Raw genomic sequence first — 21,832 nt, forward strand, 5'->3', positions numbered from 1 at the left:
GGTCAATGGTTTAGTTTACAAACCCGGGGCTTAAAGACACAGAACCTGGCAGCACAGCAGCTGGTACGATTATTTCCTGCACAGCCGTGCCATTTTTACGAACGATCATAATTTTATCCACCTTAACAGTAGCTGTACCATATCCGGTGAACGGTAAAGTGACCAAATTTTTCGTCCCATTTACCGCAATATTAGAACTGCCAGCTCCGAAATTCGTTACAGAATAAATAAGTTCTTTCGTTTCACCTATAAATTCTTTCATATTATCAGCACTGTTACTGTCTTGAAAAATCTCAGAAGTTCCGATTTTACCAGCTGGAGTGTTGTAAGATACATTAGAACTATATAGCAGATGAACTTCAACGCCATAAATATCATTATTGCCTATAAAGTTGCTTAAGTTTATAGCGAGATTAAAAGCGTTCGTCCCTGTCTTGGCTGTACTTAAACTTAAGGAAGGCGATGGTGTTGTCGACTCGTTCCCATCATTGTTTGATGGGGTTGGTGTAGGATTCACAACTTGATTTTGCTTATCAAGAGCATCTTGCGCCTTAGCCTTTGCATCATTCTCTGCCTGTTTATTCGCTGCGTCTATCTTCGCCTTCTCTTCCTCTAGCGCTTTAAGAGCGGCGGCTAACTTCAGTTTAGCCTCTTCTTTTTTCTTAAGCTGCTCGGCTTCCTTAAGCTTCTTCGCTTCTTCGAGCTTTTTGAGTTCTGCCTGTTTTTGCTTTTCTTTTTCAGCATCCGTACCCGCAGTTTTATCTAAAGGCAAGACTTTATCCAGATCTAATTTTCTGGTTGGATCCGTAATTTTTTGATTAGCCTCAGCAATGATTTTATCCATCAAATCTTTATCGATTTTTTTATCGGCTACAGCCGTTTTAGCAATGTTGCCAATCAAATTTTCTAAGTTTTGCTTTACATTAGCTAATTCAGCTTGATCCTTCAATACCAGTGATGTTTGTCCATCCGTCGTTACGCCATTCGCCATTTCCTTCGCTTTCTTGGCTATGAACTCTTCGTTCTCTTTATCGATTTCAGCCTTGTTTCTGATCAATTCTTTAATGACTTCAGGAGAAGCTTGTCGAATGAAATCTTCTAAATCAAGGAATTCGATTTTCAATGATAAGTCTTTTAATTCATCTCTGGCATCCAGCGTAATTTGTTGTGTTGGGTATAAATATGTAATCGACGATTGTTGCGTGGAACCCTCCGTATTGGTTACCGTAGTTGTCGATACGTTCCCCGCACCTACAGCCATCTTGATTTTCCCGGTTTCAGGGTCAATCCCTACGAAAAATTGCGTTCCGCGCACACCCATGACTGCAGTCGGTGTTTCCACTTCAAATTCATCATTAGAACCAGCTAATGATTTTACTTTAACCCACATCGAACCCGCCCATAGCTTAAGCTTGGATTTCTTATTGCCATCCGTTGTATTGAGGTCCGAAACATTAATTTCAGCGTTGTCACCCAATGTCACATCGGCATCCCCACTGCTTAAATGAAGGGTAACCGATGAACTGGCTCCGGTATAAATGGTGTCCCCTTGGTTTAAACTCATGCTTTCATAACCATCGTACGTCTTGGAACCTCCGCCCTTTTTGACGGTTACATCGCCGCTTAAGGAGCCAATTACGGCAACACGGACGGTTTTTGCCTCTACGGGCTTGACCAGTAAAATTGAAATCAAACTAAAGGCTAAACAAAAACTTAAAAATAATGAAATGAATGATTTCTTGGTTACACGCACACAGAATTCCTCCCTAGCAATATCGTTGTCTATAAATTCCCCATAACCTCGTACACCATGACCGGCTTTTCTTTCCCTTTAACTTTAATTTCGCCAATGGGCTCAATCACGAAAAGGTCTTTTACTCTGGCATAGGTTTGCTCACTTATTAAAATCTGCCCAGGCTTCGCATTAGCTTCCAAACGGGCTGACAAGTTGACCGTATCGCCGATAGCCGTGTAGTCCAGCCTTAAATCTTCTGAACCGATATTGCCAACAACCGCCGGACCACTGTTAATGCCTAGACCAAACTTAACGCCGATGCCATATTTCTCAATAAGCTTCTGTTCGAGAATATTGGCTTGTGATTTCATTTCAATGGCTGAGCGAACGGCCATTTCCGGATGGTTATCATACGCAATCGGCGCTCCGAACATCGCCATAACGCCATCGCCAATAAATTTATCAAGCGTTCCGTTAAACTTGAAAATCGCCTTCGTACATACATCCAAATACTCATTTAACACTTGAATGACCTGCTCAGGCTCGAGACGTTCAGACATCGGGGTAAACCCTCGAATATCTACGAAAATCAATGAAATATCTTTGCGACTTCCGCCTAGTTTGACGTCTTCACCGGATTGCAACAGCTCGTCCACAACGCTTTTGGAAACGAATCTGCCGAAAATTCCTGTTACCCGATTGCGTTCCTTGCGTTCTTCAATGTAATGACTGACCAATGACCATATGTAAATGGTCCCTAGTGCAAATTGCGGATATACAAGCGGGGCAAAAATGGACCCTACCGTATAAAGCAGCAGCCAAATGCCTCCATAAGCAATAAACACACCTAAAAAGATGAATAATGCAGTTCGACCTTTGAATCTCTCAAACAAGAATATGGCAAGCAAAGAAACAAGAACAATGATACCAATTCCTACCGGTTTACTTGTTTCTTTATAAAACTTGCTTTCCAGCAGCGTTTGAATCATATTCGCATGAATTTCGATCCCAAACATTTTTACAGAGCTGATCGGAGTCGGGTATTCATCCTGCATAGCTGTAACGAAAGGTCCGACAAGAACAATACTCCCTTGCAAAGGCAATGGCTTTTTGCTGTTAAGGACATCTATGAAAGAGAGCATTTCATAACCTGTCGTCGCATCTACTTTCTGCCTCGGCAGCGTGAAAAACTCTGTCGTCACTTGATTTCTATCATTTGTCGGTAGGACAACATTTCCACGCTTCCACTGCCCGGTTGCTCCATCACGCTTTACTTTATCCTCATTATCAAGGACCAAATTAGCGAGCGCAACACTGAAAGCAGGTATGTAGGTTCCAGTCTCATCCGGTAGACCGACCGGTAGTTTCCGAGCTTTGCCATCCTTGTCAACAAACACGTTAATATGCGCCATTTGCTGTCTATTCGTTGTGAGTGTAGGAGTGGGGTAGTCAACTTTCTCAGGTATAAGATCACCTGCTTGCTGCTGCTTGGAGGGGTAGTTAATTTGAACGGGCATAATGACATTATGATATTTAGCCAAGACATCAGCTAAAGCTTTATCGTCAGCGGGGTTTTTCGAAGGTTCGGCCAAGACTACGTCTATACCGATGGCTGCTGCTCCTGACTCTTCTAATTTCTCAATTAATTGTGCATAAGTCGAACGGTCCCACGGAAATTTACCGATGGCCGAGAGCGATTTATCATCAATTTTAACAATCTTGATCCGATCATCCGGCTGGCGCTCTTCAACCGACTTGGCTTTACGCATATTATCCTGCAGGGGATCCTCCAAAAAATAAAACAAACCGCTAGAATTCACCGTGTAGAAATATGTCGATAAAGCTAACAAGACAAGCCCAGCGGTCAAAGTTTGAATCCACTTCATCTTACCCATAAGATCCTCCCTTATGATTACTAGATTCATTGTAAGATGGCACGTACGAAATGGCAATGAAATGTTACAATTTAATACAAATTGTATCGAGAAAAGAGCCCGATCCCTTGGCAGGAACCGAGCTCTTTCGACATTCTGTGAATGACTTCACAAAATTGCGGTTGGATATGATTAGCTAAAAGGTGAATCCGCAACTTTAATGGAATCGGTCGGGCAACCATCTTGAGCATCTTGAAGATCATCAAACAGATCCTCCGGAATTTCAGTTACCCCTTTGTTACCATCACCATCAAAATTACTTCCGCTAAACCTTCATCGTCGTAATCATAGATGTCTGGAGCTGTAGCTCCGCAAGCGCCGCAAGCGATGCAGGTATCTTTATCAACAAATGTATACTTTGCCATGTTTACTCCTCCTCCTCAACTGTTCCTCATGTTAAAATATAATATAAAAATGGACAAAGTTCAAACGCTAAAATGGACTAACCACAAAAAATTGTTCCACAAAATCTGCAACAGAACAAATATCATTCAAATCCAGAGCTATATATTCCAAATGATGGTTATTCAAGTCAGTTGCGATGGCAACTGGCTTCGGATCAAGCCTAGGAATAATCTCACTCTGCTCTATCGTACGAAAAACAGCAATCTTTGGATGCTTTTCCATCTTAAATCCCTCAACAAAAATGTAGTCTACATGCGTGTATGCTTTTAGTTCCTCTTGAAGGTCAGTGTTTTGCTGTTTCACAACATGATTAACCTGGTTAGGGGATATGGTAACAACAGCATCCGCGCCAGCCTCTATGAAGAGAGTCGAGTCTGCACCTGCTGCTTCTTTATAATGTCCATGCGCATCATGTTTAATAACCGCAACACGAAAGCCGCGCCGCTTCATCTCGACAACTAATTGGGTGACCAGCGTTGTTTTACCACTTCCTGAATATCCAGCAAAGCCCATGCAGTAAGCCATTATACTTCTCTACTCCTCTTCCTTATGAAGGGGATTGTTCCGCAAATGATCCATTTGCAGGGATGTCCCCCTTGCCTTATGGTTGCGTATTAAAGCTGAAGGATCATTTCCCATCATTCCAGCAGTCAGAATCGCGTTTTCCCCGAACTTATCGCGAAGACCGTCCATAATGCGGTTCAATTGTTCTCTCTGGGGCTGCTTTTCATAATTGAAAAGATCCAATTGCACGAAGGTTTCTTCTTTCATCGTTAAGTTTTGCAAGGTAATGCCCAGCAATCGCACTGGATTGCCATCCTCCCAGTGGTGGTCATATAAGTCACAAGAGGTTCGAAAAATATCATCCATGTGCTCGGTTGGCGTAGGTAATGTTACTGATCGCGTTATGGTTCTCATATCCGGGTCACGGATCGTAATTTGGATGGTCGAGGACATCAAATCCTGCTTGCGCAATCTTCTAGCCACTTGGTCTGCCAGATTCAGAAAAACACGGTGAATGTCTTTTCTATCTGAAAAGTCTCGTGGCAGCGTAGTGGTGTGACCAATAGACTTACTTTGCTCCTGCTCCGGATTAACCAAAGAATGATCAATCCCATTGGCGGAACGTTTCAAATGAGCGCCCATAATCCCAAAATGCTTACTGAGCAGATCATCATTGCCAACGGCGAGCTGTCCTATGGTATGAATACTCAGTCTTGTTAGCTTATCTGCTGTTTTTTTACCAATCCCATATAAATAATTACAAGGTTTATCCCATAGAACTGTGGGAACATCCCGCAGTCGGAGAACTGAAATCCCGTTTGGCTTTTTCATATCAGAACCCATCTTAGCCAGCAATTTATTGGGGGCTACGCCAATTGAACAGGGCAGATTTAACTCTTTCATAATTTGCTGTTGAATCGTAGAAGCAATTTCCAGCGGTGTGCCGAACTGCTTGGACCCTGTTATATCGACAAAACACTCATCAATAGACATAGATTCTACCAAAGGTGAATAGCTATAAGCAATCTGCATGAAACGTCTGGAGAAGCTGCGATATAGATCAAAATCAGGGGAAATTAGAATTAAATCCGGACACAGTTGCAGCGCTTGCTTTACCTGCATCCCTGTCTTTATGCCCTTCGCTCGTGCTGTATAAGATGAAGTAACAATAATCCCCCGGCGAAGCTCGACACTACCGGCAACAGCTATAGGCTTCCCTTTGTATAATTCAGGTTCCACGGCTTCATGAACGGAGCAATAGAACGCATTCATATCAATGTGTAAAATGACTCTGCCTTGCTTGGGATAATGATGTTGAACCGACATCCTTCACATCCCCTCCCATTCGTAAAGCTGCGTTGTATGTGAGCCAATTTCAGCATACAAAAAATCACACCTTCAAGCAAACGTATTTTTGCGTTATGGTGTCCTTACAAATGAAATTATGTTATAGTTATTCATTATACATTGACGCTTTAAAGCAAGCACTAACACCATTAATGAACACAAATCAAAGTTAGTTTGCCAGCTTTTGAAGGAGGAACCCATGCCAACATCAGTCAAAATCTTCGATACAACACTACGAGACGGTACGCAAGGAGAAGGCATAAGCTTATCCGTCGAGGATAAAATCAAAATTGCTCGCAAGCTCGACGAGCTTGGAGTTCATTATATTGAAGGCGGATGGCCGGGCAGCAACAGCAAAGATATTGAATTTTTTGAGCGTACTCGAAACATGTCATTTGCCAATGCCAAAATCGCTGCTTTTGGAAGCACCAGACGCAAAGACTCCCAAGCTTCAGAAGATATTAATTTGAACAGACTGGTGGAATCAGGAGCTCAAGTGGCGACCATCTTCGGCAAGTCTTGGGACTTCCACGTTCATACCGCCATTCAAACTACGTTGGAAGAGAATTTGGCCATGATTTATGACTCTGTTCTTTTCCTGAAAAATAGCGGCCTTGAAGTGATTTACGATGCCGAACATTTCTTTGACGGATACAAGAACAATCCCGAATACGCCTTGCAAACGATCCAAAAGGCGCAAGAAGCCGGAGCAGATTGGATCGTTCTGTGTGATACGAACGGCGGTTCCTTGCCGGAAGAAATAACAGCTATCGTCACAGCGGTAAAACTACACATCACCACACCTGTTGGCATACATGCTCATAACGACTGTGAACTTGGCGTGGCTAATAGCCTCGCCGCTGTCCAAGCAGGCGCAAGACAAGTCCAAGGCACAATCAATGGGTACGGCGAACGTTGCGGCAACGCAAACTTAAGCTCCATCATCCCTAATCTTCAATTGAAGCTTGGCTATGAGGTTATAACTGTCGAACAGTTGCAATCGTTAACACCTGTTTCCCGCTACATCAGTGAAATAGCCAATATGCATATGCCCGTTAATCAACCTTATGTCGGTAATGCGGCATTTGCACACAAAGGCGGCATTCACGTATCCGCAATTCTCAAGGATGCCAGTACGTATGAGCATACCAAGCCTGAGAATGTCGGCAACAAGCAACGCGTGCTCGTTTCAGAGCTTGCCGGACAGAGCAATGTGCTTGTGAAGGCACAAGAGCTGAACCTTGATTTCAACAAAGAGCATCAGAAAACCAAAGAGGTTATTGAGAAAATCAAAAATCTTGAGCACCAGGGCTACCAGTTTGAAGGGGCCGACGCAACTCTCGAATTACTGCTTCGTGAGGCTTTCGAAGGACTTGAAGAAATTTTTACCTTGGAATCGTTCAAAATGCTTGTTGAGAAGTCAGCGAACCATGCTGTCGTTTCCGAAGCCATCGTCAAAGTAAAAGTACATGGCGAAACGATTTACACCGCGGCAGAAGGCAATGGTCCTGTTAATGCACTTGACAATGCCTTACGCAAGGCGCTTATCCAATATTATCCCGATATTCAAAACATACATTTATCCGATTACAAAGTACGTGTACTTGATGAGAAGGATGCTACGGCCGGTAAAGTTAGAGTTTTAATGGAAACGACCGACTTTAACAGCACTTGGAACACACTTGGCGTATCCAGCAATATCATCGAAGCAAGCTGGTATGCTCTTGTAGACAGCTTGCGCTATGCTCTAATCGGCAGGCAACGCATAGAACCAGCGTCCAAAGATCAACAAGGACGACTTGGCTTAGTCAATCATTAATCTTAGCAATAAACATAAGCTGCATGGAAAACGCGCTGTTTCGCGTTCCATGCAGCTTATTTATTTACCCTTTAATCAGATTCTCTATCCTCTTGTCCAAATCTTTAGCAGACAGCACATGAATGACCTCGCGGATAACTCCGTTTTTATCTATCAAGAAACTGGTTGGAATCGCCACTACACGGTATGTATCCGCATTAGTTCCTTGCTTATCCAACATCACAGGAAATGGATATTGATACCGCTCCACAAACTTCTTAATATTCTCTAGCTTATCCCCCGGCGTTACATTGACCGCATACAGATCAAACTGACCTTGATATTTATTGTAAACACGAACAAGATCCGGCGCCTCTTCCTCACACGGACCGCACCAGGATGCCCAGAAATTAACTAACAACGGCTTCTCCCGCGGCCCTCCTATGACATAATCGTTGCCATCCAAACCTTTCAGCGTAAAATTAGGCGCTAAGAAATTCACCTTAGGGGCTTGCTCCGTAGGCAAAAGCGTTTCTTTATGGGCATTCCGGGCATTTTGGTAAACGGCAAAACCAGCCAGGAAAACGACAAGAACGAGTATCATCATATTTTTTCTCAACAAATTGCACCTCCACTCTGTCTATATTATCTCCAATTCGCCAGGATTTCCAACATGGAAGATGTAAAGGACATGCATGTCTTTCCTCTTATAGGGAAAAGTAAGCCTACCAATCTGTATAGAAAGGAATCACCAATGAATAAAACAATGAGTAAACCTATGGGTAAACCAATGGGTAAAGCAATGAACAAAACTATGAGTGAACCAGAGAGTAAACCAGCGAATCATTCAGGTCCATCGACCAGTAAACCTATCTTGGAATATATTGCTCTCGCTACAATCCCTTTAGTTCTTGTACTGGGCAATTCGATGTTAGTGCCTATTCTGCCCGATATGCAGGAGAAGATGGGCATTTCCCGTTTCCAAAGCTCATTGGTAATCACCTTGTTCTCGATCACCGCAGGACTAATCATTCCTGTCTCCGGTTATTTATCAGATCGATTTTCGCGTAAGGGAGTTATCATCCCTTCGCTCATCGTATACGGAGCAGCCGGCGTTCTAGCAGGCCTAGGAGCTATTTGGAATTCCTACACAACCCTAATTATCGCGCGCGCTGTACAGGGCTTAGGAGCAGCCGGAACAGCCCCCATTGCGATGGCGCTTGTCGGAGATCTTTATAAGGGAGGCAAGGCGAGCAAAGCCTTGGGCTTGATTGAAGCCTCGAACGGCATAGGTAAAGTCGTCAGCCCTATTTTAGGTTCTTTAATCGCTCTAATCGCCTGGTTTGCTCCATTTTTCGCCTTTCCTATCTTCTGTGTTTTGGCGCTGCTAGCTGTCATCTTTATGATCAAAGAGCCTCCAAAAAAAGAAAAGCCCCAAGCGCTACGTGCCTATTTAAAACAAATCAAAAACATATTGCAAGAAAAAGGTCATTGGTTAATCCCTGCCTTTATTGCAGGTTCACTAGCCTTATTTATCCTGTTTGGCGTTCTCTTTTATTTATCGCAAATATTAGAAGAAGAACCTTATAACATCACAGGCGTCAAGAAGGGACTCATCCTTGCTATACCTTTGCTAGGTTTGGTCATCACTTCCTATACGACAGGTGCCCTAATTAAAAAAAATGGGACCGCGATGCGCTGGATTATCAATTTGGGACTCCTCCTGATGACGATTTCGTTAACACTGACAATCTTCTTAAGTACCAAGCTCGGTCTTTTTATCGGACTGCTCACACTAAGTGGCATTGGCACAGGAGCTCTGCTTCCTTGTTTAAATACGATGATTACCGGCTCCGCTGAGCGGGAGCAGCGCGGCATGATTACTTCTCTTTACAATAGCCTCCGCTTTATCGGGGTCGCGTTCGGTCCACCTATTTTCGGCTGGCTAATGAATCTGTCACATAAAGCTACCTTTATAACCGTATCTTCCTTAGCTTTCCTTACGCTCGGACTCGTTTTTTTCTTCATACGCCCCAAAGGGGAGCTGAATTGATCCACCACTAGGCTCCTATCTACCCATTCTCTCCTTGAACCTTTATACTAATTGCAACCCGATTCAATGAGAGGTGTCTAGGAGTTATGCAGGTACTTATGACAAATGAGCTTTACCGCACACTTATCGAATACAGCTTTAGTAAACTACCCGAAGAAGCCTGCGGCTTTATTCTAGGACAAGTTCTAGACCAAGACGCTGGCTTTACAGCCCATTCGTTTGCCCCTATGCGCAATTGCGCTGCGAATCCGCAATTGCAATTCGATATTGCCCCGCAGGATATGGTCCCTTTCCTTGTAAATACAGAAAACCATGTTATCGGTATTTTCCATTCGCATCCCACTGCTTCACCCATACCTTCTGAGCAGGATCTTCAAACCCTGTGGCATACCATCCCGACACATTGGATTTTATCCTTACAAGCGCCCAAACAGCCTGAATTATTTTTATATCAAATAAAAAAAGCCTCCCCAACCGCATTCAACAAACTTCGTTTGTGATGGGTCAGTGATGGCTCAATAAGGCATAGAGATCGCCCAATGTATCCACATCTCGCGATTTTATCTCCTCCATAAATCTTGACCAAAGCTGGGCGGTCATCAGGGAATCATCCAGCGCATGATGGCGATTTGTAACTGGAATATCATAAGCGTGGAGCAGCGAATCCAAGCTTAAATTTTTTCTCTTCGGCATCAACCACTTGGCAATCATCATCGTGTCCAGAACGCGATGAGATAAACTTACTTTGGACGTCGCCATAAAGCGGAGTTCAGGAAATTTTTATCATGCCCTGTTGCATGCGCAACTAATATCCTCTGTTGAACAAACTCCAAGAAATCACTCAGCACTACTATTAAATCAGGCGCTGCGGCTGCCATTTCGTTCGTTATTCCAGTTAGCTTTACAATTTCGTCAGGGATTTTACGCTTAGGATTTACCATGCTATAGAAGGTGTCCTGAAGTTGTACTTCACCGCCAATAACCGAGACGCCGCCAAACGAGATGATCTCGTCACCATTGTAAGGTGAAAAGCCTGTGGTTTCCAAATCAAAAACAACAAGTTCCATCGAGTGGAGCGGGATATCAAATAAGGAATCTTTCCGCTGTTCTTTCAGCATCGAGCGAATAAATGCCATCTGCTGCGCACTTTGGACATTAAACATAGAAGTAAGGGCAGGTGTGAGACCGCCCATTTTATATAAGTGCCACATACGACCAGCGGGACGCATGTCTTTCATCTCCAATCACCCCTCCCTACGCCAAATTTCAATTCCTGCCGACATGGCTAACCTTTTTCTTTATCTACTTGCAAATCGATTGATTTTTTCACAAATTTTTGCAAATCTATTCCCGCGCGTAAGCATTGCTTTAATTCCTGCCTAACTTCTTTCGTCAATTGCTCGGCGGATAATTTGCTCCTGGTCGTATACATCTCTTCCTCCAGCTGAAAAGGGGTCATATCCCGCAATTTGAGCGCTATGCCAAAAGCATCCCGCCATTCATCAGCCAATGACTCAGGGATGAATGAACTTTCCTTCAGAAGCCTGATTCTTTCTAAGGTTGAAGCTTCTATGATTCCTGCTTGAATAGAAAGCAGACGCACACCATTAACAATCGGTATGTAAGCCCCATATTTAATATCAAACCCACCGGCATCCTCGCCATATCGCTCGGTTATTAGATGTCCAAATACACCCAGAGAAATTTTATGATGAAGCGTGTTGGATAACAAATACTTAAGTATCGTTGGATGCTGCTGAATATACGCTAGGAATTCGCTTTTCAACCGATTTACCAAATCCTCAAAACCATAAACAGCTCGCATATCTGCCATGATGAGCAAATAACGCACATGTTCCCAATCCGGTTCTTCAAACCAAGCCGTCATTTCATCCATGTACGCCGCAATAGGCTTACGCCATTGTCTGTTGCTCGATATCACATTCCCCTGACAAGGTGGATACCCCAAAATGCCTAAGCCATAAAGAATACAATCGACAAGTTTAACAAAATAGGCTTCCAACTCTTCTTCCGAATGATGTAGACTTTGCTCATAGATAAGTCCGTTATCTTGATCGCTCCAGAGCGTCTGTTCACTTCTGCCTCCACTGCCGAACAGAATAAACGCATATGGAACCGGCGGCTTGCCGCAGCCCTCTTGCTCCAGGTTATCTTCAGCCAGTTTAATCGTTCTTCGAATGAAAGCATCGTGAAGCCGGTTTACATCCTGCAGAGCCTCATATGAATGTGAGAAAAGGGAATGCTCCCGAATCGTCTCATGCACCTGATCTCTGGTTATTCGCATCTCCTCGAACTGTTCCGATCGATGTATGCGTGCCAAGATCTGTTCCATGGAGAGATGATTCATGTTGCATCCCCTTTACTCTAGTAGAGAATAGTTAGGTTAGTTTTTATACCGAAACCCCGTTTTGAGCTGCCTTTTTCATTTGTTCCGGATAGCCGTAAGAACCGTGCTCAGATAAATCCAAACCAATGATTTCTTCTTCTTCCGTTACACGAAGACCTACTGTTGCTTTTAGAATACCTAGGATGATGAAGGAAAGAACAAGAACGAAAGCAAGAGCTCCGAATACGCCTAATGCTTGAATGCCTAATTGGTGCAAGCCACCGCCATAGAATAATCCCGCGCCACCAACACCAACTTTCGCGGAAAGCTCAGGTGTAGCAAATAAACCAGTGGAGAGTGTTCCCCAGATCCCAGCGATACCGTGTACGGAGAATGCGTAGATGGGATCATCGATACCAGCTTTCTCAAACCATTGCGCTGTGAAGAACGTTACAATTCCCGCTACAGCACCGATAACAATGGCTGCCCAAGTATCTACGAATGCGCACGCTGCTGTAATCGCTACAAGCGCTGCAAGAACGCCATTCAACATACTAGGAATATCCGCTTTACCAAAATACATCCAAGAGATAATCAGAGCCGCAACTCCACCTGCCGCAGCAGCCATATTCGTTGTCAGTGCGATGTAGCCGAAGAAACCGTCACCCATTGCGCTAAGTGTACTACCTGGGTTGAACCCAAACCAACCGATCCAAAGGATAATAACACCGAGAACAGACAATACTTGATTGTGGCCTGGAATTAAATTAGGTGTTTTATCTTTATTATATTTGCCAATACGTGGTTTTAACAAGATGGTCGCTACAAGCGCTGCCGTCGCACCTTGTAAATGAACAACTGTGGAGCCTGCAAAGTCTTGCATACCAAGTTGACCTAACCAACCACCGCCCCATACCCAGTGAGCAACAATTGGATAAATAACGACAGTGAACAAAATTCCGAAAATAAAGTACACCGGAAGCTTCGCTCTTTCTGCAAATCCCCCCCAAGCAATAGCCAAGGATACTCCGGCAAAAGCAAGCTGGAACAAGAACTTAATGCCAATAGGTACATCAGAACCAGATAAAGCGCCGAAAGCTGCAGTAGCTTGATCTTCCAAACCTGTTACGAAGAACCCTGTCGTTCCGAAGAAGGCATTGCCATCGCCGAAAGCGAAACCGAAGCCGACTGCCCAGAAAGCAATGGCGCATAAACCAAAGGTTAAAATTGTTTTACCGGCTACATGACCGGCATTTTTCATTCTCGTAGATCCCGCTTCCAATAGTGCAAAACCGGCTTGCATGAAGATAACCAGGATTGCAGCGAGCATCACCCAAACAGCATCAATGGCACTAGTTAATTGAGGGATAGTTGCTTCATCTGCCGCAAAAGCAAGAGTAGGGAACAATAATGCCATAACGCCGAAAGCTAACAATAATTTCTTAAGCATACGACCACTTCCTTTAATGTTAGATTAGGTAACATATAATGAAACTCTTATTGTCATTATAGCGAGGATAATCGGGTTTGACAATAGGATTTTCTCTAAGATCATTAAAAAAACGAAAAATAACCTAACATCTCACATGCATAATTCGTGTTTCCCTTCATATAGAAGGAAATATGTTAGGATTTCTCCCTTATTATAGAACTTAGCCCATATAAGCATCACGTTTGACTGTACGGTTTGTAATCAGGTATCATGAGGAGTAACGGCAAAAGGCAGAATGCTAATTGCCTGTTGTACATAACATGGAGTAGAGGTGAACTTACTATGGGGAATGAGAAACTGTACAAAATCGGAGAACTAGCTAAACTTGCCGATGTCAGTCCTCGAACCATCGATTACTACACCAAGTTGAGTTTGATTGAACCGGAGAAACGATCCGATACGAATTACCGACTTTATAGCGATGAAACCTTAAATCGACTTAAACGTATTGAAACAATGAAGAACGAGAAATATACCTTAGAAGAGATTAAAGCCAATCTGCAGCAATGGAGTAAAGTTTCTCCGATGATACGGTGAGAGATAAGCTAACATCTATTCAACTGCACCTCGAACAGTTAATGAAAGAAGCTAAAGAACTTGACCCTATTATTCAACAATTGAAACCGAATCAAATGAAGAAACTTTATCGTATCTTGACGCAGCCTACAGCTGCTTGTATTGAAGCGCTTATTGTCCTTCTAGGTAAAAATCCGTTCTCATAACAATTTACGGAGGCATGTGTTATGTTCGTCTTTCACCCGTTGGATTATGTCATTATTGTTGCTTTTGTACTTTCACTCTGGGCATCGTCGCGTGTTCGAAGCACGTTCAACAAATGGTCCGAGGTCCCCATTTACTCGGGTATGACAGGCGCTCAAGCAGCAAGACGAATGCTCGATTCTAATGGACTGTATGATGTTCCTGTAGAAGCTGTTCCTGGGACGCTGACGGATCACTATGATCCGATTGCACGGGTTGTCCGGTTATCCGAACCCGTCTACTATCAAAGCTCCATCTCGGCCGTTTCTGTGGCCTGTCACGAAGTAGGTCATGCCATTCAGCATAAAGTCCATTATCCGATGCTCGTAGCCAGACATCATATATTCCCTGTCGTGAACTTTGCTTCTGGCGTAGCGCCTATTCTCATCTTAGGCGGCTTCATATTTCAACAAATTCCTTGGCTTCTCGGAATCGGCATCCTTTTCTTTTCAGTAGCAGTCGCCTTCCAACTTATTACTTTGCCCGTAGAGTTTAACGCAAGCTCAAGAGCACGAGATCTTATGCTCTCAGAAGGGTTCATCTCTAATGAGGAAGAGCGTGGCGTAGCCAAGGTGCTTCGTGCAGCGGCTCTTACGTATGTTGCCGCAGCATTAATATCCGTACTGGAACTTTTGAAATATATCATGATTTTCAGCGGTCGCAACAACAATGATTAAACCAAAAAAAGCTCTCCCTGTGATGCGTGAATCGCATACAGCGGAAGAGCTTTTTTTCTTATTTAAAATAATCGGAAAGAAATCTTCGGAACACCTCAGCGACAAGAGGAAGCTTTTCACCACTTCGGCAAATCAAACCAACTGTTCGGGTTACTTGCGGGTCTGTGACACGAATTTTCGTTGGCTGGAGTTGTCCGCCCTCCATAAGAGCCATGGAAGGCAACAAACTGACTCCCATGCCTGCTGCAACAAGTCCTCGAATCGTGTCTGTCTCTTCCCCTTCAAATTCAACCTTCGGTACGAAGCCTGCCTTCAAACAAGCCTCCATCACGATGGATCGCAGCGTATATTCCTCGCTAAACATCACAAAAGGCTCATTTTTCAACTGCTCCAGGCGAATCGATGTGTACTCGGCCAATATATGATTGGATGGAATAATGGCAAACAACTCTTCCGTTAGTAATATTTCACCTGTCACATGCTCGTGTGTTTCCGGAAATGGCGAGATAAATGCCAGATCAATCTCACCTCTTGTCACATCACGAATCAACGAAGTATAAGTACCTTGCCGCAGTCTAAATTTCACATTTGGATGATCTTTTTTGAAAGCCGCAACGACCGCAGGCAACAGATTCACGACGAGGCTATGAGGAAATCCGATACGAATTTCACCTGCTTCGGGATTGAGAAACTCATGTATTTCACCTACAGCGCGTTCCAAGTCCGTCAAGATACCTTCGATCCGACTTAAGAAAAGATGTCCGACAGAAGTCAAATGAAGATTACGTCCCTTTTGCACAAATAAATTGACACCAAGCTCTTCTTCGAGCAAATGTATTTGCCGACTAACCGCTGATTGCGCCACGTGCAGTTCCTCCGCGGCTTGGGTTACGTGTTGCTTCCTAGCAACTTTTACAAAATACTGCAACTGTCTCAATTCCACTAGGATAAATCCTCCAACTTTTGTTCCGTTTTCACAGACGATAAATCAATAGCCAACTATTTAAATTATAGCCTTCCCCTATCGATTGGACAACCCAACTTCAAAAAGCTTATAATAAATAAGTTGTTATCTAGCATGGAAAATAAAGGAGGAAACATACTCATGGCACAAGAACGTACTGGCGTTGCTACTTTTAAAAGCAATCCTATCACACTAGTAGGTCCCGAAGTTAAAGTCGGCGACAAAGCTCCTGATTTCACAATTAACAAAGATTTGCTAAACCAGGTTTCCCTCGCAGATTATGCAGGTAAAGTGAAGCTAATCAGCGTTGTTCCTTCATTGGATACAGGCGTTTGTGACGCACAAACTCGCCGTTTTAACGAAGAAGCTGCGGGTCTTGGCGACAATGTTGCTGTTTTGACAATCAGCGTTGATCTTCCTTTCGCTCAATCCCGTTGGTGCGGTGCGGCAGGTATCGATAAAGTCGTTACTTTGTCTGATTACAAAACCAAATCGTTTGGCGAAGCATATGGCGTTCTAATCAAAGAGCTTCAACTCGACATGCGTTCTATTTTCGTTATCGATGCAAATGATACTGTACAATATGTAGAGTACTTGGGCGAAATGACAGAACACCCTAATTATGAAGCGGCTGTAGCAGCTGTCAAACAATTAGTTTAACAGTCAGATACAAATAAAACAGCAAGGAGGCCTAGCTTCCCTGCTGTTTTTGTTATGATTCAATTTTATATGCGGCAAGTTTACGGTCTAATTGTTTGTAAATATCTATTATAGTTCGATAATTTGAACCCAGATCTCCCATCGAACCACGAGAAGCTGAATAAATATCTACTGCAGTTTTCACTGGATTGATTCCAAACAACGTTAACGTAACATCCTGTGTTCGGCCAGTCATTGTTTTGCGTTCCGCGAGAATTTCACCTACGTTTTGAACTTCATGAAGAAGTTTGTAGCCTGGCGTTTTTTTCAGAACCGCGGTAACCTCTTCCCATACTTGTTCTTTGGGTAATTTGTAATATCTTGTTTTAAGCAGAGGATCTTTGGCCTTATCTCCAGTCGTTTCATGACTGCGAAGTAATCCGATTAAAGTTCTCTTAAGCAAAAGCCTTTTCCCCCTTCAATGAAGTGCATAGACCACTTGCTATTTCTACACTATTCTCTATCTTACCACTGATTAGCCGTAAGAAAAAGGGGTTAAATGAAAAGACGTTGATATCCAATGATTTATCCGGCAAAAGTGCTATAAAGCAAATAAACATTCAAAATAGCAATGACTACAGCCACAAACCAGCTTAGCACGACCATCCATTTGGGAGTAACCAGCACCCCCATCTTCTTGCGATCCGAAGTAAATTTAACTAACGGAATGACTGCAAATGATAACTGCAAGGAAAGAATAACTTGACTAAAAATTAGTAAATCCGTCGCTCCTTTTTCGCCAGAGATGCCAATCACAATAACGGCGGGCACGATCGCAATTAATCGAGTAATTAATCGACGCAACCAAGGTGCAAGTCTGATATTCAGAAACCCTTCCATGACGATCTGTCCCGCTAATGTTCCGGTCAACGTTGAATTTTGTCCGGATGCCAATAAGGCGACAGCGAACAAAACACTTGCAGCTCCTGTCCCCAACATTGGACCCAGCAGTTTATAAGCATCCTGAATTTCGGCTACTTCTTTACCGACTGAATGAAAGGCCGCGGCAGAAAGAATGAGAATAGCCGCATTGACGAATAATGCAAGCATCAAAGCTATCGTTGTATCAATCGTTGAAAATTTGATTGCAGAGCGCTTGCCTTCAATTGTCTGTTCAATTTTCCGCGTTTGTACAATGGACGAATGTAAATATAAATTATGAGGCATAACCGTAGCTCCTAGAATACCAAGAGCAATATACAGCATAGCCGGATTCGTTACAATTTGTGTCGTAGGTATAAACCCTACTGCTACGGCCGCAAAATCAGGTTTGGAAAAAATGAGTTCAAAAACAAAGCAAACCGCGATTAAAACCATTAAACTGATAACCATTGCTTCTATATAGCGGAAACCTTTTTTCTGCAGCATAAGAACTAAAAGTACGTCTATAGAAGTAAGAATAACGCCATAGATGAGCGGTAAGCCAAATAATAGATTTAATGCAATGGCCGCCCCAATTACTTCAGCTAAATCACACGCCGCAATAGCGAGTTCACATAAGACCCAAAGACCGAATGAAACCGGCTTGCTATAATGATCCCGGCAAGCTTGAGCAAGATCTCTCCCGGTTACAATCCCTAATCGACCGGATAAAGCTTGCAATAATATAGCCATCAGGTTTGAAATGAGAATAACCGATAATAGGGTATATCCGAATTGGGAACCTCCCGCTAAATCAGTTGCCCAATTTCCTGGATCCATATATCCAACAGCCACGAGATAACCTGGCCCTATGAAAGCTAATAATTTACGAAAAAACCCGGCTTTTTTCGGCACGTTTAAACTTTGATGAACTTCAGGCAAGCTAGGCATTGAAGGCTCTCTTTTCCAACCACTAGGTTCCTGTTCCGGCTTTTTGTAGGCTATTTCCATCTTAACCCCTTCTTTCTTACACACAACAATTTTGTCCTAGGGAAACATTTATGTTTTTATTATACACCATGAGTTTATTTTATGCTATAAACAAACAGTTGTGTGCACGTAAAAATTTGTTTCCCTAAGGAAAATTATGATTATAAAGGAGTCATCATCCAGTGCTTATTCGCTCAGCCATAACCGAAAAAGACTTGATTGCGTCTTACGAAATAGAAAAAAACGTATATATACCTGAAGCCGCGGCATCGTTCGAGGCCTTTCAGATGAGAATGCAAATATTCGGAACCTTTTTTCTCGTGGCCGAAATGCCTGTTACTACCATAGAAACGAATGCCACAATCATTGGAGTGACGAATGGGGTCAGACTGAATCACTTTCAGTTGGCCGATGATAGCATTAAACAAGCCACGGAACCTGCTGTCGACGGCAGCTATTATTGCATATTAACCATTGCTGTACACCCTGATTATCAGCGCCAAGGAGTTGCCTCTCAATTACTCGACCAAGTCATCCAGCGCGTTAAAACGGCTGGTTTAAAAGGAATTGTGCTTATGTGCGAAGAGCATTTGATTCCTTTTTACAAAAATAAAGGCTTTGCCTACTTATCTCCTTCTTCCTCTATGCATGGGGGTATCCAATGGCACGAAATGAGCTTGATTTGGCAATATTAAACGAATTGGTATACATCAAAGAATTCATTAATAAAAAGAAGGATTTCTGCCCTGATGTGCGAATATAGTAGTTTATATCTTTGTATATTCAATAAACAAACAAAGAAGAAAAAACTAACTATAACTAACAAAGGGTGAATCGTCATGTCCGTTTTCTTAGGTTTAGATTTAGGTACTTCTGCAGTTAAATGCATTCTTGTAGATGACTCCGGGCACGTGATTGGGAGCCATAGTGTCGAGTACCCCTTGCAGCAGCCTCATCCAGGATGGGCGGAGCAGCATCCTGAGGATTGGTGGCAGGGTACGGTTACAGGTATTCGAACACTTTTGGAGAAGACAGGCATCGCGGGCAGCGATATTAGCGGCATAGGCTTCTCTGGCCAAATGCACGGGTCTGTCTTTCTGGATGAAGCGCAGCAGGTTATCCGGCCTGCGCTGCTCTGGTGCGACCAGCGCACCGCGGAGCAGTGCGCATATATCGAGTCGACCGTCGGCGAAGCCGAGCTCGGCCGACTGACAGGCAACCGGGCGCTGACCGGCTTCACCGCGCCCAAGGTCATTTGGCTCCGGCAGCATGAGCCGGAGCACTACGCGCGCGTCGGCATCTGCTGCTGCCGAAGGACTACGTCAGGCTGCGCCTGACGGGTGCGCTCGGCATGGACGTCGCCGACGCCAGCGGAACGCTGCTGCTGGATGTGGCCCACCGCAGCTGGTCACAGACCGTTGCCGAGCGGCTGGACATTCCACTGGAATGGCTGCCGCCGCTATTTGAATCTGGCGACGTCGTCGGCCAGCTGCTGCCCGAAGCCGCCAGCCTCACGGGGCTGGCCGCAGGCACGCCTATCGTCGCCGGCGGCGGCGATCAAGCGTGCGGCGCCGTAGGCGTTGGCGTTGTACGCCAAGGTATCGCCTCCGTAGCGCTCGGCACTTCCGGTGTCGTCTTCGTCCATGACGACACCTACCAAGTTGATGAAGCGTACCGGCTTCATTCCTTTTGCCATGGCGTGCCGGGGAAATGGCACCGCATGGGTGTCATGCTGGCCGCCGGCGGCTCCTTCCAGTGGTGGCGCAACCACTTTGCACACGAGGAGCTTGAGCGTGCAGAGAAGGAAGGCAAGGACGTCTACGAAATCTTGACATCCGATGCCGCTACCGCCCCCCTAGGAAGCGAGGGCTTGTTGTTCCTGCCTTACCTGTCCGGTGAGCGTACGCCACATCCAGATCCTAAGGCTCGCGGTGCCTTCATCGGATTAAACCTCCGACACGGAAAGGAGCATTTGACTCGCGCGGTTCTTGAAGGCATTACATTTGGACTCCGTGACTCCCTTCAACTCATTCAAGAGTCAGGAATCGAAGTCACCGAACTGCGTGTGAGTGGCGGCGGTGCAAGAAGCTTGTTCTGGCGCCAAATGATCGCTGACATTTTCGGGATTCCTGTAGTCACTGTCAACTCTACAGATGGTCCTGCTTACGGAGCGGCTATTATGGCTGCTTCTGGGGTATTGAAAGAAGATATGATGACACTATGTGAGAAATGGATCCAAGTCACGGAACGTGTCGAGCCAAATCCTGATAATCGGCAGCAATATGACGCTTATTACAGCGTGTATCGGGGACTTTATGGCACTTTGCAAAGTACCTTTCACCAATTAAGCGAGCTGGCCGGCCATTAAAAATTACATTAAGCTTCTACTCTTTTCTGTAGAAAGTAGTAATTTTCTGTATCATTGCAAAGGGAAACTCAAACTCTTTCCTTTCCTGTTTGCACGATAAAAGCCGCAAGAAAATCCTAACCACGCCCCTATCTGTAAGCACGGTTTTCAGCGTTAAAGCGGGATTGTTGCTCTGACTGGCTGCTGTAACACTGAAAAACAGCATTACAATTCCAAATATGTCAATTTCGATCTACTTATCTGTCTGTAAGCACTTTTTCCAGCGTTAAAGTGGAGTAATTGCTTAGACTGGCTGCTGTAACACTGAAAAACAGGGTTACAATTCCAAATTTGTCACTTTGGATCTACTTATCTGTCTGTAAGCACTTTTTCCAGCGTTAAAGTGGAGTTATTGCTTAGACTGACTGCTGGAACACTGAAAAACAGCGTTACAATTCCAAATTTGTCAATTTCGATCTACTTATCTGTCTGTAAGCACTTCCAGCGTTAAAGTGGAGTAATTGCTCTGACTGACTGCTGGAACACTGAAAAACAGTGTTACAATTCCAAATTTGTCATTTTTGATCTACTTGTCTATCTGTAAGCGCGGTTTTCAGTGTTATAGTGGAGTTGTTGCTTCTACTGAGTGCTGTAACACTGAACGTTATCTTTCTAAACATACCGTTTACGGAGCCATTTCCTTGTGGTCATGACATCCTTCACAGAATAAGAGTGTATACCCTTTTCATGGAGCGGCTCAATTTTAGTACTTCCTCGAGAACTTTTGCCTTATATGTTCCTTATGATTTTTTACAAACGCATCCCAATGATGACGTTCATCGCAAAGCATCTGCTTTAGTAGGGCTTGACTCCACATTAAGGGGGTTAAGCTTCCGCTTAACCCGAAACAAACATAAAAC

Annotated in this window: 16 protein-coding genes and 4 pseudogenes; 8 read left to right on the forward strand and 12 right to left on the reverse strand. The window is 44.0% G+C overall.

Going from position 1 to position 21,832, the window contains the following annotated elements; all coding sequences use genetic code 11:
* Positions 1 to 10: 10 nt before the first annotated feature.
* The 5 genes and pseudogenes from FU659_RS00865 to FU659_RS00885 form a co-directional block, all read right to left on the reverse strand.
* Positions 11 to 1,753: a FecR domain-containing protein gene (locus FU659_RS00865; RefSeq protein WP_147945796.1), complete on the reverse strand. Its 1,743-nt coding sequence runs from the start codon at positions 1,751 to 1,753 to the stop codon at positions 11 to 13.
* A gap of 29 nt (positions 1,754 to 1,782) precedes the next feature.
* The gene (locus tag FU659_RS00870; RefSeq protein ID WP_187273820.1) at positions 1,783 to 3,630 is read right to left on the reverse strand and encodes a CHASE2 domain-containing protein; all 1,848 of its coding nucleotides are present in this window, start codon (positions 3,628 to 3,630) and stop codon (positions 1,783 to 1,785) included.
* A 171-nt stretch (positions 3,631 to 3,801) separates the two neighbouring features.
* Positions 3,802 to 4,034, reverse strand: a pseudogene (locus tag FU659_RS00875) (ferredoxin).
* A gap of 67 nt (positions 4,035 to 4,101) precedes the next feature.
* Entirely contained in the window at positions 4,102 to 4,599 is a 498-nt protein-coding gene (mobB, locus tag FU659_RS00880) for a molybdopterin-guanine dinucleotide biosynthesis protein B (RefSeq protein WP_147945798.1), read from the reverse strand.
* A gap of 9 nt (positions 4,600 to 4,608) precedes the next feature.
* Positions 4,609 to 5,904 carry a DNA polymerase IV gene (locus tag FU659_RS00885; RefSeq protein ID WP_147945799.1) on the reverse strand — a complete coding sequence of 432 codons (1,296 nt, stop codon included), beginning with the start codon at positions 5,902 to 5,904 and terminating at the stop codon, positions 4,609 to 4,611.
* A gap of 220 nt (positions 5,905 to 6,124) precedes the next feature.
* Here FU659_RS00885 and cimA point away from each other — a divergent pair, with 220 nt between their 5' ends.
* A complete protein-coding gene (cimA, locus tag FU659_RS00890) occupies positions 6,125 to 7,744 on the forward strand; it encodes a citramalate synthase (RefSeq protein WP_147945800.1) in 1,620 nt (539 codons plus the stop codon).
* 64 nt (positions 7,745 to 7,808) lie between these two features.
* Here cimA and FU659_RS00895 read toward each other — a convergent pair whose 3' ends face one another.
* The gene (locus FU659_RS00895; RefSeq protein ID WP_147945801.1) at positions 7,809 to 8,342 is read right to left on the reverse strand and encodes a TlpA family protein disulfide reductase; all 534 of its coding nucleotides are present in this window, start codon (positions 8,340 to 8,342) and stop codon (positions 7,809 to 7,811) included.
* A gap of 195 nt (positions 8,343 to 8,537) precedes the next feature.
* On the opposite strand from FU659_RS00895, the gene FU659_RS00900 reads away from it, so the two are divergent.
* Positions 8,538 to 9,776: an MFS transporter gene (locus FU659_RS00900; RefSeq protein ID WP_261807551.1), complete on the forward strand. Its 1,239-nt coding sequence runs from the start codon at positions 8,538 to 8,540 to the stop codon at positions 9,774 to 9,776.
* Positions 9,777 to 9,862: 86 nt separating this feature from the next.
* Positions 9,863 to 10,276, forward strand: coding sequence for a M67 family metallopeptidase (locus FU659_RS00905; RefSeq protein WP_147945803.1), 414 nt, complete (start codon positions 9,863 to 9,865; stop codon positions 10,274 to 10,276).
* A 4-nt stretch (positions 10,277 to 10,280) separates the two neighbouring features.
* On the opposite strand, the pseudogene FU659_RS00910 reads toward FU659_RS00905, so the two are convergent.
* The 3 genes and pseudogenes from FU659_RS00910 to FU659_RS00920 form a co-directional block, all read right to left on the reverse strand.
* Positions 10,281 to 11,014 (reverse strand): annotated as a pseudogene (locus tag FU659_RS00910) (exonuclease domain-containing protein).
* A gap of 47 nt (positions 11,015 to 11,061) precedes the next feature.
* On the reverse strand, positions 11,062 to 12,144 hold the full coding sequence (locus tag FU659_RS00915) for a DUF294 nucleotidyltransferase-like domain-containing protein (protein WP_147945804.1): 1,083 nt from the start codon (positions 12,142 to 12,144) through the stop codon (positions 11,062 to 11,064).
* A 43-nt stretch (positions 12,145 to 12,187) separates the two neighbouring features.
* A complete protein-coding gene (locus FU659_RS00920) occupies positions 12,188 to 13,573 on the reverse strand; it encodes an ammonium transporter (protein WP_147945805.1) in 1,386 nt (461 codons plus the stop codon).
* Positions 13,574 to 13,897: 324 nt separating this feature from the next.
* Between FU659_RS00920 and FU659_RS00925 the strand changes: the two are divergent.
* Both FU659_RS00925 and FU659_RS00930 read left to right on the forward strand, forming a co-directional pair.
* Positions 13,898 to 14,337, forward strand: a pseudogene (locus FU659_RS00925) (MerR family transcriptional regulator).
* Between the two features lie 21 nt (positions 14,338 to 14,358).
* Entirely contained in the window at positions 14,359 to 15,051 is a 693-nt protein-coding gene (locus FU659_RS00930) for a zinc metallopeptidase (RefSeq protein ID WP_147945806.1), read from the forward strand.
* 58 nt (positions 15,052 to 15,109) lie between these two features.
* Here FU659_RS00930 and gltC read toward each other — a convergent pair whose 3' ends face one another.
* Complete coding sequence (gene gltC / locus FU659_RS00935) at positions 15,110 to 15,994, reverse strand: glutamate biosynthesis transcriptional regulator GltC (protein WP_147945807.1); 885 nt, start codon at positions 15,992 to 15,994, stop codon at positions 15,110 to 15,112.
* A 162-nt stretch (positions 15,995 to 16,156) separates the two neighbouring features.
* Between gltC and tpx the strand changes: the two genes are divergently transcribed.
* The gene (gene tpx, locus FU659_RS00940; protein WP_147945808.1) at positions 16,157 to 16,675 is read left to right on the forward strand and encodes a thiol peroxidase; all 519 of its coding nucleotides are present in this window, start codon (positions 16,157 to 16,159) and stop codon (positions 16,673 to 16,675) included.
* A 52-nt stretch (positions 16,676 to 16,727) separates the two neighbouring features.
* On the opposite strand, the gene FU659_RS00945 is transcribed toward tpx, so the two are convergent.
* Both FU659_RS00945 and FU659_RS00950 read right to left on the reverse strand, forming a co-directional pair.
* A complete protein-coding gene (locus tag FU659_RS00945; protein ID WP_147945809.1) occupies positions 16,728 to 17,117 on the reverse strand; it encodes a DUF1499 domain-containing protein in 390 nt (129 codons plus the stop codon).
* Between the two features lie 122 nt (positions 17,118 to 17,239).
* On the reverse strand, positions 17,240 to 18,586 hold the full coding sequence (locus FU659_RS00950; protein ID WP_147945810.1) for an Nramp family divalent metal transporter: 1,347 nt from the start codon (positions 18,584 to 18,586) through the stop codon (positions 17,240 to 17,242).
* A gap of 161 nt (positions 18,587 to 18,747) precedes the next feature.
* Here FU659_RS00950 and FU659_RS00955 point away from each other — a divergent pair, with 161 nt between their 5' ends.
* Entirely contained in the window at positions 18,748 to 19,260 is a 513-nt protein-coding gene (locus tag FU659_RS00955; RefSeq protein ID WP_147945811.1) for a GNAT family N-acetyltransferase, read from the forward strand.
* Between the two features lie 144 nt (positions 19,261 to 19,404).
* Positions 19,405 to 20,933: pseudogene (gene xylB / locus FU659_RS00960) on the forward strand (xylulokinase).
* Positions 20,934 to 21,832 lie beyond the last annotated feature (899 nt).

Source organism: Paenibacillus sp. N3.4, from assembly GCF_008017805.1.
Classification (GTDB): Bacteria; Bacillota; Bacilli; order Paenibacillales; family NBRC-103111; genus Paenibacillus_E.

What these genes read in the sequence shown, in the direction of transcription:
- FU659_RS00870 (WP_187273820.1), bottom strand. Translation starts at nt 3,630, where the DNA reads ATGGGTAAGATGAAGTGGATTCAAACTTTGACCGCTGGGCTTGTCTTG.
- mobB (WP_147945798.1), bottom strand. Translation starts at nt 4,599, where the DNA reads ATGGCTTACTGCATGGGCTTTGCTGGATATTCAGGAAGTGGTAAAACA.
- FU659_RS00885 (WP_147945799.1), bottom strand. Translation starts at nt 5,904, where the DNA reads ATGTCGGTTCAACATCATTATCCCAAGCAAGGCAGAGTCATTTTACAC.
- cimA (WP_147945800.1), top strand. Translation starts at nt 6,125, where the DNA reads ATGCCAACATCAGTCAAAATCTTCGATACAACACTACGAGACGGTACG.
- FU659_RS00900 (WP_261807551.1), top strand. Translation starts at nt 8,538, where the DNA reads ATGAGTGAACCAGAGAGTAAACCAGCGAATCATTCAGGTCCATCGACC.
- FU659_RS00905 (WP_147945803.1), top strand. Translation starts at nt 9,863, where the DNA reads ATGCAGGTACTTATGACAAATGAGCTTTACCGCACACTTATCGAATAC.
- FU659_RS00915 (WP_147945804.1), bottom strand. Translation starts at nt 12,144, where the DNA reads ATGAATCATCTCTCCATGGAACAGATCTTGGCACGCATACATCGATCG.
- FU659_RS00920 (WP_147945805.1), bottom strand. Translation starts at nt 13,573, where the DNA reads ATGCTTAAGAAATTATTGTTAGCTTTCGGCGTTATGGCATTATTGTTC.
- FU659_RS00930 (WP_147945806.1), top strand. Translation starts at nt 14,359, where the DNA reads ATGTTCGTCTTTCACCCGTTGGATTATGTCATTATTGTTGCTTTTGTA.
- tpx (WP_147945808.1), top strand. Translation starts at nt 16,157, where the DNA reads ATGGCACAAGAACGTACTGGCGTTGCTACTTTTAAAAGCAATCCTATC.
- FU659_RS00950 (WP_147945810.1), bottom strand. Translation starts at nt 18,586, where the DNA reads ATGGAAATAGCCTACAAAAAGCCGGAACAGGAACCTAGTGGTTGGAAA.